The following is a 12,384-nucleotide window of genomic DNA, read 5'->3' on the forward strand; positions in this document are numbered from 1 at the left end:
AGTCTGTATGTAGCTACTGATGATCCCAGCAAACAGGCGTCCTTAAAAGAAATTCAATTTCATACAGGTCTGAATACATACCCTATTGTGGTTGAAACTGACAAACTTACCACATTAATTGATCGACTGTTCACCCTAAAAGAAAATCAAAGTCTGTCCGAATATATTAATGAGGTAACGAATTTTGATGACATTACTAACAATGAGGTCACAGAATACGATATAAGCAAAGATGCGCCTATTGTAAAATTTGTGAATAAAATTCTTCTTGATGCAATTAAACAAAGAGCTTCAGACATTCATTTTGAGCCATTTGTAAAAGAATACCGTATTCGTTATCGCCAGGATAGCATTTTGCATGAAGTTGCCAACCCACCGATCAGTTTATCTAAGCGAATTACCGCGCGTATTAAGGTTATGTCTAATTTAGATATTTCTGAACGACGGGTACCTCAGGATGGCAGATTCAAAATGCAGATATCCAAAAGCAGATCCATTGATTTTCGTATCAGCACTTGCCCTACGGTAGGCGGTGAAAAAGTAGCCATAAGAATACTGGATCCGGACACAGCAAAACTAAGTATCGACACATTAGGTTTAAATCCTATTCAGAAAGAGCATTTTATTCATGCGATTGCGCGTCCCCAAGGGATGATTTTGGTCACTGGCCCCACAGGCAGTGGTAAAACAGTAAGCCTGTATGCTGCATTAAATATGCTTAATACTAAGGAAGTCAATATTTCAACTGCAGAAGATCCCGTTGAAAGTATAGTAACCGGGATTAATCAGGTTAATATTAATCCTAAAACAGGTTTAACCTTTTCCAGTGTTTTGCGATCTTTTTTACGGCAAGATCCCGACATCATTATGGTTGGCGAGATTCGTGATCTAGAAACAGCTGAAATTGCCATTAAAGCAGCACAAACAGGACATTTAGTTCTATCAACGCTACATACGAACAGTGCTGCTGAAACATTAAATCGCTTGGTAAATATGGGTATACCCACGTTTAATATTGCCAGTTCGATAACACTAATCATGGCCCAACGTTTAGTAAGAAAATTATGTGTTCATTGTAGAGAATTAGATAAAGATTTTACTAAACAGGACTTATTAGGTTTAGGCTTTAATGAAACGGATTTAGAGAAAATTCAACTATATAAAGCTGCAGGCTGCCCTAAATGCATTAAAGGATACCATGGCCGAATAGGATTATTTGAAGTGTTACCCATGAGTAATACTTTGAGAGAATTAATTATGTCCGGTGGAAACTCACTGGAAATTCTAAAAATAGCTCAAGCTGAGGGTATGAGCACAGTTTATCAATCAGGTCTTGAAAAGGTGAAACAAGGAATTACTACTTTAAAGGAGGTCAGTCGGGTAACCGTTGATTAAATTCATGGCTAAAATTGAGAAAAACTCACTAACGTTTCATTATAGTGGAATGAATAAAACAGGATTGAAAATAGTCGGTAATATTGAAGCAAGAAGTTTAGCATTAGCTAAAGTTAATTTACGTAATCAAGGTATAGTTATTAAGAAAATTGGCCCAAAACGCTGTCTACTGTTCAATAAAAAAAATAAAAAGATTACATCCGCTGACATTACCCTTTTCAGCCGTCAATTAGCGACTTTAAGTGAATCCGGTATTCCTTTAGTGCAATCTTTTGATATCATGGCTAAAGGACAATCAAATAAACAACTTAAAGAATTAATTCAAAAGATGAAACAGGAAGTTGAAACGGGTTTAACACTTTCAGAAACGCTAAAAAAACGCCCCGCTCATTTCCATGAATTATTTTGTAATTTAGTCGATGCAGGTGAGAAATCAGGCTCACTGGACATCATGTTAAATAAAATTGCCACTTATCAAGAAAAAATTGAGCATATAAAAAAGAAAATCAAAAAAGCACTAGCCTATCCTACCGCAATCATCATAATCACCTTTATTATCACTATGGGCTTGCTTATTTTTGTTATTCCTCAGTTTGAAGTGATGTTTAAAGGTTTTGGTGCAGATCTTCCTGCTATGACTAAAGCGATAGTTCAACTCTCCATGATGTTTCAATCATACTGGTATCTGATTTTTGGTTGCTTTGCTGCACTTATTTATTCATTTAGTTATGCAAAAAAAAATTGGCCTAATTTTGCCGAAAATAGTGATCGCATATTATTAAAATTTCCACTGATCGGGCCAATTATAGAAAAAGCTGCTATTGCTCGTTTCTCAAGAACCTTATCGATTACTTTTGCTGCGGGTTTACCTTTGGTAAATGCACTAAAATCAGTAGCTGGAGTTACAGGAAATATTATTTTCGCAACAGCAACGGAATGCATTAAAAACGAAGTAGCAATTGGTCAACAGATAAATAAGGCAATGGAGAATACTCGGTTATTTCCTAATATGGTTATACAAATGATTGCTATTGGGGAAGAATCAGGTACTTTGGAAAAAATGTTAAGCAAAATAGCAGATTTTTATGAAGAAGATGTAGATAATGCATTAGATGCATTCAGTAGTTTATTAGAGCCCATTATTATGTTTATCTTAAGTATTTTCGTGGCAGGACTTATTATTGCAATGTATCTGCCTATTTTTAAACTGGGTTCCGCAATCTAAAAGGTTATTACTTAAATGATACATGAATTAATTATCAATCACTCCTGGTTTTTATACAGTGCAATTGCTATTTTCTCTTTAGCTGTAGGCAGCTTACTTAATGTGGTGATTTACCGCTTGCCAATAATGTTGGAGCGAGAATGGAAACAAGAATATTGTCAGTTATTGAACATTAAAGATGAAAAAACACAAACGTTTAATTTATTCCTCCCTAGATCCTTTTGTCCCTCATGCAACTCGCTGGTTAAGTCTTGGCAAAATATTCCAATTTTAAGTTATTTATTCTTAAGAGGATGTTGTTATCAATGCAAACGTCCTATTTCGCTTCGTTATCCTTTAATTGAATTAAGTACCATGCTGTTGTCTATATATGCCTGTTGGCATTTTGGTTTTACTTTACAGCTTATTTTTTCCTTGATTGCTATCTGGCTTTTAATTTGCCTGTTTTTTATTGATTTAGATCATCAACTATTACCTGATTGCATTACACTAAGCCTTTTATGGATAGGTTTGATCGCCAATACAGAACATTTATTTACCCCTTTACCTGAAGCTGTGTTGAGCGCTGCTGGTGGCTATATAGGTTTATGGCTTTTTATTAAACTTTTTTACATAGTTACTGGCAAAATAGGTATGGGAAATGGTGATTTTAAATTATTTGCTGCATTAGGTGCCTGGTTTGGCTGGAAATTTTTACCATTAATTCTACTGTTTTCTTCCATTTTGGGTACAATTGTTGGATTTTTGTATTTGTTTTTACATAATAAATCTAAGGATACAACCATTCCTTTTGGCCCTTTTTTGTGTGTTTCAGGAATAACTGTATTATTTTTGGGCCAGAAAATACTGGATTGGTATTTACATTTATGGGTATGAATAAATGAAGAGAGTTCATCATGTTTTATCAAATTATTTTATTTGATTTAGATAATACTTTAATTGACTTTACTGCTTCCGAAACAATGAGCTTGCATAAAATTTATGAGCAATTTTATCAAGGAGTAACTTCTATAGTTTTTGAGGTCCTCTATAAAGAGATCAACAATGTTCTTTGGAAACGTGTAGGTGCTAAGGAAAATGCACTTATGCCCCACGATATCAGGTTTTTACGATTTAAACTATTAAATGAAAAAATTGCATGTAGTGGTTCAGCTCAAGAAGTAGCTGATACTTATGATCACTATCTAGGTGAATATGCAGATTGGATTCCTCATGTAAAAAAAGCGATTGAATTTTTGCACCAAAAAGGACATATTTTGGGTATCATTACCAATGGACTCTCTAACTCTCAGGGTAAAAAACGACAACGCTTAGGATTACATAATTGGTTTGACTGTTTTGTTGTGTCAGATGAAGTGGGTATTGCTAAACCCAATAAGAGGATTTTTGATATTGCTATAGAAAAAATTGCCAGCACCCGCAATCAATCAATTCATGCTTATAATAAAAACTCCATGCTCATGGTTGGCGACTCAATGATTAGTGATGGGTATGGGGCAAAAAATTTTGGTATTAACTATTGTCATGTTAATAATGGCATATCAAAACATTCTGAAGAAACCATAACTTATCATATTAACTCGGTAGCGCAATTACCTAACTGCATGGGTTATGAAGGAGAATATGCACTTTATTTAAATTCTTTTTAATGATTACCAATGAGGTAATGTAAGCAAGTACTCAGAAACCCAATACATCCTGTTATAAAAGCTAAGAATACATCCAAAGTGCTATTAAGTTCTTATTTATTTTTGTGTACAATTGGATAACCAGCATCAATCCAACCCTGTAATCCAGTATTTAAAGAATACACATGAGAATAACCCATCTTTTGTAAACTTTCTGCAACAAGAGCACAACGAAATCCACCGCTACAATAAACAATGATTTGCTGTTTGAGATCAGGTATTTTTTTCTCAATATCCCTCTCGATTATGCCCCTACTTAAATGCATCGCTTCAGAAATACTTCCTGTTTCCCACTCATGATCTTCACGCACATCAATAAGCTGGATAGGTACATGATGATCCAATTTTTCTTTCAACTCTTTTGGTGTTATCTCTTGAATATGTTTTTTGGATTCGTTTACTAATGTTAAAAATCCGTGTGCATGCTGTTTCATTCCCTACTCCTTATAGATAAACCAATATTTTAGTGTAAATTAAAATAAGGATAAATAATACTGGGCACAATTCAATCGAGAGTGCTTATTTAACCATCTCATCCCCTGATGAGCTTTGCAAACACCAATAAGAAATAACAGTGTTAACTTTTTGAGACACAACTTCACTTTGAGCTTAAGCTTGATTTTATTTGTTTTTTATAAAAAAATAAACGGAGAATGAGTCTAGTTTACTTGATTTATGTGCTTGCGGTTATAAAAAAAATGGAGAAGCTCTTTGCCATGTTACTCCATCATTGAAAGAGGATAAAGAAGTGGTGCTCATGGCCGTGAAAACAAATGGATATGCTTTTCGCCACGCTTCTCTTGCATTGCAAGAAGATAAGGAGATAGTGCTCGCAGCTGTAAAACAACATGGTAATGCTCTTCCCTTTGCCGCTCCGACATTGCAAGAGAATGAAGAAGTTATCTTTGCGGCTTCACAACAAAATAATACAGCCAGAAAATGTACTTTTTTAGTACCTCGGAAATAATATCCGCTAAGAAACTGGCTGTAGTTATCAAAAATCTGCTTCAGATCCGACTAGTGAACACATTCAAATATTATTGTTGCAAAGCTAATAAATAATTAACTTGTACATCTGAGCTTAGTGAAGCTATTCTTAAAAAAGGGTGATAATTCATCCCCTTCATATCAACCAGATTGAAACCAAAAGAACGGGCCATTGCCATGAGTTCACTTGGCTTAATAAATTTACGATAATCATGAGTTTGTCTGGGTAATATATTCAGTACATACTCAGCAGCAACAATTGCACTGGCATAAGCCTTCATTGTTCTACTAATCGTTGATAAAAATAAAAAGCCATTGGGTTTAAGCAAACGTTTGCAATGTTTTAACACCATTTCAGGATGTTCCACATGCTCCAATAGTTCCATACAGGTAATTACATCATAACTTTTACTTTTGTAAGCTTCGACAGGTGTACAAAAATAATCAATAGCCAGATCGTTTTGTTTGGCATGTGCTTGCGCGGTCTGAATTGCCTCGTTTTCTGCATCAATTCCTGTAACTTTTGCTCCCGATTTCGCCATTGCTTCACATAAAATCCCACCACCACACCCCACATCCAATACTACTAAATCAGTTAATTGCACATGCTGAGTAATAAAATTTAAACGGGTTCCATTAATATCATGCAAGGTTTTTAAGGGGCCATCCATATCCCACCATTGTTTGGCATAGAGGGCAAATTTATTAACTTCTTCGGTATTAATTGTTGATTTATTATTCATATGACAATAAGTCCAGCGGTTTAAAAAATTTAATCACATTGTGATTTGTTATAAAACTAATATTATAAGGATGTTCTGCGATCAAACCCACAGGTAATTTATCCTGTGAACTAGTTTCTGCTATTTTTCCTAATAAAATTAGCTGTACTGTAGATTTAACTAAAGCTAATTGCGCAAAAAGACTTTGCATAAAAGGTTTCCACTGCCGCGCATGATAGGGCACCATTCCTTCACTATAAACTAGAGAAGCATTTAATAATAAAATACCCTTCTCCATCATGCGAGAAAACAATTGCTCTCCCGTTTGCACCAAAGTGCTCTTATCCAGTTTTGCTATAGTAGCTTGAGATGTGTCTGTAGCTTCTAAATTTCCACGAGCAAGCAACATCATCTTTATCCAGTTACGTAATGAGGTTGCACGGTTTACTGCTGTGCTCAAACCGTTCTGACTCCACAACATTTCTACTGCATTATCCCAAAAAGCATATCCATTAGCGGAAGCAGGACGTGGATAAGGCGACTCACCTAATAAAATATAGTTTGTCTTCGCAAGTGGTAAGCTAAAAGCTGCAAATAAACGATCGATACCAGGAAGCCAATTAGTCTGACTCATTAGTTGGTGTAAGTAATTTTTATCCATAGTTTCCATAGCATGAGCAAGTATAGTGTTCCAGTCAGAATGACACCTATCAAAACAAAAGTAACTTTTCACGATTTAACCTTAGAATGTAGCACATAAGCAAATATTATCTGGTGATGCGATAGTAACTTTAATAAGTTGTAGCAATACCAGCTCCACGTGGCTTGTCCGCAAAATTCAATGATTTACTAACAATCCTAACTGCTCAATGCACTTTCTTCAATTAAAACCGCTAATAAATAATGCGTTTATGCAAATAATGATCTACATTCAAAATATTATAGAAACAAATTTTTATTTGTTTCTCCATCCATTGCAGGGTTAAAAAAGTAAAGGTAAGGGAATTCTTAAATATAGGGAGTAATAAATGACTACCAAAGAAGAAGAACTTCAATGCTTTTTGCATACTAATTATCCCAAAGAAACTTCTCAAACAGAGAATAAGATTGATACTAAGGGAGCTCAAAAAGCACTAACCCAATTACATTTTTCCGATGCCGCACAAAAAATAATATTAGATCCAAAATCATTTAACAAGGAAGCTAACGGCCTTGTCAGTATTTCCTCATCCAATGAACTTTTAATGCAAGTACATAAAAGTCTCAGTTTCCTTATCGACTCTCTGGCATTAACTATTTCTGCCTTAGATGTCATACGCCAGAAATTGTCACTAGAGGTTGAAAAATTTAAAGCAGAAAATGAATTAGCAAATCAGATAGATACCTTAAAAGTGCAAATAGAAAGCTCGATCATCACAGAAAAATTTTTACGTGAAAGCCAGGAAGATCTGCAGAAAGATACTCTCTCATTCAAAAATAATATAGAAAGAAATCAAATGAACTATGAGAAAACCATAGAAAAACTTGAAAAAACTAATCTTGATCATCAACGAATTAATGAAATACTCACGCTACAACTCGCTGAATTAAAAAATAAAAAAACAACCTTAAATGGTGAACTTGAAAAAACAAAAAGTTTGGCAACTATATTACAAAAAACTGTTAAAACCCTTTCAGAGACAGTAATTAGCAATTCACAACAGCGAGAGACTTTTCAAAAAAAATTAGATGCTTTCTTGCAAAATGAAGAAAAAAGTTTTACTGATTTTATTGAGCGCATCAGCAAAACCGAGGATGAGCTTATATCAGATAAATCGCAATTAGAGCACGGAGTAAAACGACATGAACAAGTGATGGAGCGACGGGCTGAACTGATCATAAGATTGGAGCGTATTGACCAATTAATACCAGTTGATTCATCTACACGAACTAAGATTATTGATCAATTAATTCCTACAGAACCATCGATGCGTGATCAAAAATTAAGTAACGCAGGAGCACTAGGTGTGATTGGTATTATGGGGAATATAAAACCTAATAATACTCGGTCTTTTTTTCATCAGTCGAGGCAATCAAATACTCTAACAAAATAAATTTAAAAACCAAGAATATCTGATGAAAACCGATAATAGCAATCTATAAACATTGTGAATTACCTTTATTTAAGATATGGTTAAAGAGAGTTTAAAATCATGATTAATTCATACCAAAAACTAATTGATACAATAAAAGATAATCAGAAAACAATGGTGCAGCAATTATACCAATTTTGTGAGATTAACTCAGGCACATTTAATCTACCTGGATTAGCACAAATGTTAAATAAGTTGCAGATTGCTTATAAACCCATTGCAGATACTATTCAAATTAAAAAATTACATTCATTGCCCATGATTAACATGTCAGGGGACACATCATTACAGCATTTTGGTGATGCCCTATTCATCAGAAAACGTCCCCATTTGAAACGACGCATCCTTCTTAGCGGTCATATGGATACTGTATATCCAGAAACTAGTCCCTTTCAAAAATTAACCTACGTGAATAGTAATCATATTAACGGACCTGGCGTTACTGATATGAAGGGAGGATTAATTGTGATGCTGCATGCATTAACTGCTTTTGAACACGATGACAGTGCGACCCAAATTGGTTGGGACGTATTCATTAATTCGGATGAAGAAATAGGTTCTCCTGCATCCAGTGTACTTTTTAATGAACTTACTGCTCATTATCAGGCGGCTTTAGTTTATGAACCAGCAATGACGGCAACGGGCACTTTAGCTAAAAATCGAAGAGGCAGTGGTAAACTAACCTTAATTGCTTCAGGCAAAGCAGCTCATGTGGGTCGTGCTTTTGCTGAGGGTAGAAATGCAATTTGTTATATGGCTGAAGCAATTTGTGCGATTAATAAGCTTAACGATAAACGTGATGGTGTCACTATTAATGTAGGCAAATTTGCTGGTGGAGAGGCTCTTAATATGGTCCCTAGTAAAGCCGTCGCTAAACTGGATGTCCGCATTAGTCACCCTGATGATGAACAGTGGGTAAAACGAGAAATTGATAAAATTATTCAGCAACTAAAACGCCAAGATTATACTTTAACTGTAGAAGGTGCTTTTGGTAGACCTGTAAAACGAATATGTTCAGGCACGGAGCGTCTATTTCATCGTGTACAATTCATGGGTAAACAACTTGGTTTATCTATTGACTGGAAAGATAGTGGTGGCTGTTGTGATGGTAATAATCTAGCACAACACGGTTTGCCCGTTTTAGACACATTAGGTGTACGAGGCGGTAATATTCATAGTCCCGAAGAATATATTTTATTAGATAGTTTACCTGAACGTGCCGCCCTAAGTGCCTTAGTCTTGATGGATTTAGCGCAAGGTGGCTTAGAGGATTTAAACAAATGATGCTATTTCGTAGTGTACTTGATTCTGATTTAGATGCAATTCATCATCTAATAGAGCAAAGCGGTGTCGGCATGACGACCCTTCCTAAAGACAAACAATTATTAAAAAAACGCATCCAATTATCAATCGCTTCTTATAAAAAAAAAATAGAACATCCTGTTTGTGAATATTATCTTTTTGTCCTGGAAAATCATAGGAATAATGAAATTGTTGGCATTTCAGCTATTGAATCACGAATAGGTTATGAAACACCTTTTTATTCTTACAAAGTTTCAAAACGTACCCGCATATCGCACTCTTTAAACATTCGCAGCGATTATGAAGTATTAAGTTTAGTGAATGATAATCAAGGATGCAGCGAAATATGTACGCTTTTTCTGGATCCAAAATATAGAAAAAACAATAATGGTCTATTATTATCTAAAGCCCGTTTTTTATTCATGGCACAACACCGAGAACGTTTTGCCCCTACTGTCATTGCTGATATGCGTGGGATCTCAGACAAAAATGGAGTATCACCCTTTTGGGAAAATGTCGGCCGCCATTTTTTCCAGATGAATTATGCAGAAGCTGATCGCCTTACCTTAGCCACTGACAAACAATTTATTGCTGATTTAATGCCACGTCACCCTATTTATGTCAAATTGCTTTCACCAGAAGCTCAAGCAGTAATTGGTCATGCACACCCATTAACGGCACCTGCTATGAATATTTTATTAAAAGAAGGTTTTCGCTATAACAAATACATCGATATATTCGACGCCGGACCAACACTTGAAGTACCCGTAGAACAAATAAAAACTATAGAGTTAAGTCGTCTTTTAATCATTAAAGCCCTAAGTGATGAGGTCAGCAGTTCTGATTACTTATTATGCAATACACAATTAAATTTTCGTGCAACCATTGATACCACGTTAATCAATAAAGAAAAAAACACCTGTATTATCAGTAAAAGAACAGCGCAAATGCTCAATGTTCAATGCGGAGATAGCATACGAGTATCACCCCTATAATTCTAGGAAAATTAAATATGATGCAAGGCAAGGGACACTATATTAATGGACAATGGGTAAAAGCTAATGGCGCTGTTCTAGAGTCCGTGAATCCAGCTTATGGCACCCCATTTTGGCAAGGATTCAAAGCTACAGAAGAAGAAATTTTTGCAGCAGCAAGTGCAGCGCGGCAAGCTCTTAGCTTATGGTCTACTCTTGACTTTAAACAACGAGTTCAATACATCAAAAAATTTGCTGTGTGCATAGAAAAAAAATGTAATCAATTGGCTCAATTAATTTCTCAAGAAACAGGAAAACCTTTATGGGAATCTCATACTGAAGTAAACTCAGTAGTAACAAAAGTTAATATATCCATCCAAGCACATCAGGAACGTACTGGCACAAAAAAAACTACCACAGCTGAAGTAAATACCTTTGTCCGTTATAAACCACAGGGAGTTGTTGTCGTTTTAGGCGCATTTAATTTCCCAGCTCATTTAAGTAATGGACATATTGTTCCTGCACTTTTAGCGGGAAACACCATTCTTTATAAACCCAGCGAACATGCTCCCGCCGTTGCTGAATTAATAATGCAATGCTGGCATGATAGTGGAATACCTCCCGGTGTCATTAATTGCCTACAAGGTGATGCAATGTGTGGAAAAACCCTGTTGTCACAAGATATTCAAGGAGTTTATTTTACAGGAAGCTATCTAACGGGTTTACATATTCATCAACAATTCAGCGATCGACCAGAAATCATTTTAGCATTAGAAATGGGAGGTAATAATCCCTTAGTTATTGATGAGCTTAAAGATTTTAATGCTGCAGTGTATCAAACCCTGCTTTCGACGCTAATCACCTCTGGACAACGCTGCTCCTGCGCCAGACGAATTATTATCCCTAACTCAGCTAATGGGGAAGAGTTTTTAAAGCGTTTTATTAGCGCTTGCCAATCAGTAAAAGTAGGCCCTTTTGATCAGCAGCTAGAACCATTCATGGGCCCAGTAATTAGCCATGATCAAGCACTTAAGCATTTACACAGTCAAAAAATGCTCCTTGAAGTTGGAGGAGAGTCTTTATTATCCATGACACTTCTTGCAAAAAATACGGGTTTATTATCGCCAGGAATTGTTGATATGAGTAAAGTAAATAATCCAATGGATGAAGAAATTTTCGCACCCTTAGTACAAATTTACCGCTACCACGATTTTGATGAAGCAATCTTTTTAGCCAATCAAACGCGTTACGGATTAACTGCCGGCTTGTTTGGTACTAATGAAAAACATTATCAGCAATTTTATCAAAAAGTTCGTTCTGGATTAATTAATTGGAATAGACCTACGACCGGTGCAGCGAGCAATCTGCCCTTTGGGGGAATCGGATTAAGCGGAAACCATAGACCGAGTGCCTATTTTGCCGCTGATTACTGTTCCTATCCTGTAGCTAGCATAGAGCAGTCTCATTTAACCACACCAGAGAAACTTTTACCTGGTATCGTATTGGATCACAAATGAATAGTTATGAATTGAATATGGATGGCTTGGTAGGACCCACTCATAATTATGCAGGTCTTGCTACCGGTAACATTGCGTCTATTCACAATGCTTCAGCGCCCTCTAATCCTCAAGCAGCGGCAAAACAAGGCTTAGAAAAGATGCGTTTGCTTCATAATTTGGGAATAAAACAGGGGATACTTCCTCCACATCAACGCCCTAATCTTGAGTTACTGTATCAATTAGGGTTTCGAGGTTCTGTTGAAATGCAATTAAAAAAAGCCTATAAAACTGCTCCAGATCTACTTAGTGCTTGTTATTCTGCATCCAGTATGTGGGCAGCTAATGCAGCTACTGTTTCGCCCAGCATAGACACTCAAGATAATAAAATTCATTTTACTGCAGCAAACCTGATTAGCAATTTACATCGCTACCAAGAAGCAGATTTTTCCAACAAATTATT

General features: G+C 35.8%; 12 protein-coding genes and 1 pseudogene. 10 read left to right on the top strand and 3 right to left on the bottom strand.

Going from position 1 to position 12,384, the window contains the following annotated elements:
* The 4 genes from pilB to WA877_RS03190 all read left to right on the top strand — a co-directional run.
* Nucleotides 1-1,395, top strand: a 1,395-nt coding sequence (gene pilB / locus WA877_RS03175) for a type IV-A pilus assembly ATPase PilB (RefSeq protein WP_425169484.1), incomplete at its 5' end; no start/stop codon positions are given.
* A 13-nt stretch (nt 1,396-1,408) separates the two neighbouring features.
* Nucleotides 1,409-2,620, top strand: a complete 1,212-nt coding sequence (locus WA877_RS03180) for a type II secretion system F family protein (protein WP_425169494.1) — start codon at nt 1,409-1,411, stop codon at nt 2,618-2,620.
* Nucleotides 2,621-2,635: 15 nt separating this feature from the next.
* Nucleotides 2,636-3,496, top strand: a complete 861-nt coding sequence (locus WA877_RS03185; RefSeq protein WP_425169485.1) for a prepilin peptidase — start codon at nt 2,636-2,638, stop codon at nt 3,494-3,496.
* A 20-nt stretch (nt 3,497-3,516) separates the two neighbouring features.
* Nucleotides 3,517-4,269, top strand: a complete 753-nt coding sequence (locus tag WA877_RS03190; RefSeq protein ID WP_425169486.1) for an HAD family hydrolase — start codon at nt 3,517-3,519, stop codon at nt 4,267-4,269.
* Between the two features lie 92 nt (nt 4,270-4,361).
* On the opposite strand, the gene WA877_RS03195 is transcribed toward WA877_RS03190, so the two are convergent.
* On the bottom strand, nt 4,362-4,742 hold the full coding sequence (locus WA877_RS03195) for a rhodanese-like domain-containing protein (protein WP_425169487.1): 381 nt from the start codon (nt 4,740-4,742) through the stop codon (nt 4,362-4,364).
* Nucleotides 4,743-5,011: 269 nt separating this feature from the next.
* On the opposite strand from WA877_RS03195, the pseudogene WA877_RS03200 reads away from it, so the two are divergent.
* Nucleotides 5,012-5,275, top strand: a pseudogene (locus WA877_RS03200) (DUF4116 domain-containing protein); the annotation flags it as partial.
* A gap of 70 nt (nt 5,276-5,345) precedes the next feature.
* Here WA877_RS03200 and ubiG read toward each other — a convergent pair.
* Both ubiG and WA877_RS03210 read right to left on the bottom strand, forming a co-directional pair.
* A complete protein-coding gene (gene ubiG, locus WA877_RS03205) occupies nt 5,346-6,038 on the bottom strand; it encodes a bifunctional 2-polyprenyl-6-hydroxyphenol methylase/3-demethylubiquinol 3-O-methyltransferase UbiG (protein ID WP_425169488.1) in 693 nt (230 codons plus the stop codon).
* On the bottom strand, nt 6,031-6,687 hold the full coding sequence (locus WA877_RS03210) for a uracil-DNA glycosylase (RefSeq protein ID WP_425169495.1): 657 nt from the start codon (nt 6,685-6,687) through the stop codon (nt 6,031-6,033). The genes ubiG and WA877_RS03210 overlap by 8 nt, the downstream gene beginning before the upstream one ends.
* Before the next feature lie 358 nt (nt 6,688-7,045).
* Between WA877_RS03210 and WA877_RS03215 the strand changes: the two genes are divergently transcribed.
* The 5 genes from WA877_RS03215 to WA877_RS03235 form a co-directional block, all read left to right on the top strand.
* A complete protein-coding gene (locus WA877_RS03215; RefSeq protein WP_425169489.1) occupies nt 7,046-8,110 on the top strand; it encodes a hypothetical protein in 1,065 nt (354 codons plus the stop codon).
* A gap of 99 nt (nt 8,111-8,209) precedes the next feature.
* A complete protein-coding gene (locus tag WA877_RS03220; protein WP_425169490.1) occupies nt 8,210-9,433 on the top strand; it encodes a hydrolase in 1,224 nt (407 codons plus the stop codon).
* A complete protein-coding gene (astA, locus tag WA877_RS03225; protein ID WP_425169491.1) occupies nt 9,430-10,446 on the top strand; it encodes an arginine N-succinyltransferase in 1,017 nt (338 codons plus the stop codon). The genes WA877_RS03220 and astA overlap by 4 nt, the downstream gene beginning before the upstream one ends.
* 17 nt (nt 10,447-10,463) lie before the next feature.
* Entirely contained in the window at nt 10,464-11,942 is a 1,479-nt protein-coding gene (gene astD, locus WA877_RS03230; RefSeq protein ID WP_425169492.1) for a succinylglutamate-semialdehyde dehydrogenase, read from the top strand.
* Nucleotides 11,939-12,384, top strand: a 446-nt coding sequence (locus WA877_RS03235) for an N-succinylarginine dihydrolase (RefSeq protein WP_425169493.1), incomplete at its 3' end; no start/stop codon positions are given. The genes astD and WA877_RS03235, both read left to right, overlap by 4 nt.

Origin of the sequence: Legionella sp., assembly GCF_049790535.1 — a bacterium.
GTDB lineage: Bacteria > Pseudomonadota > Gammaproteobacteria > Legionellales > Legionellaceae > Legionella.

Excerpts from the sequence above, each read along its gene's own strand:
- ubiG (WP_425169488.1), bottom strand. The coding sequence starts at position 6,038 with ATGAATAATAAATCAACAATTAATACCGAAGAAGTTAATAAATTTGCC.
- WA877_RS03215 (WP_425169489.1), top strand. The coding sequence starts at position 7,046 with ATGACTACCAAAGAAGAAGAACTTCAATGCTTTTTGCATACTAATTAT.
- astD (WP_425169492.1), top strand. The coding sequence starts at position 10,464 with ATGATGCAAGGCAAGGGACACTATATTAATGGACAATGGGTAAAAGCT.
- WA877_RS03220 (WP_425169490.1), top strand. The coding sequence starts at position 8,210 with ATGATTAATTCATACCAAAAACTAATTGATACAATAAAAGATAATCAG.
- WA877_RS03195 (WP_425169487.1), bottom strand. The coding sequence starts at position 4,742 with ATGAAACAGCATGCACACGGATTTTTAACATTAGTAAACGAATCCAAA.
- WA877_RS03210 (WP_425169495.1), bottom strand. The coding sequence starts at position 6,687 with ATGGAAACTATGGATAAAAATTACTTACACCAACTAATGAGTCAGACT.
- astA (WP_425169491.1), top strand. The coding sequence starts at position 9,430 with ATGATGCTATTTCGTAGTGTACTTGATTCTGATTTAGATGCAATTCAT.
- WA877_RS03190 (WP_425169486.1), top strand. The coding sequence starts at position 3,517 with ATGTTTTATCAAATTATTTTATTTGATTTAGATAATACTTTAATTGAC.
- WA877_RS03185 (WP_425169485.1), top strand. The coding sequence starts at position 2,636 with ATGATACATGAATTAATTATCAATCACTCCTGGTTTTTATACAGTGCA.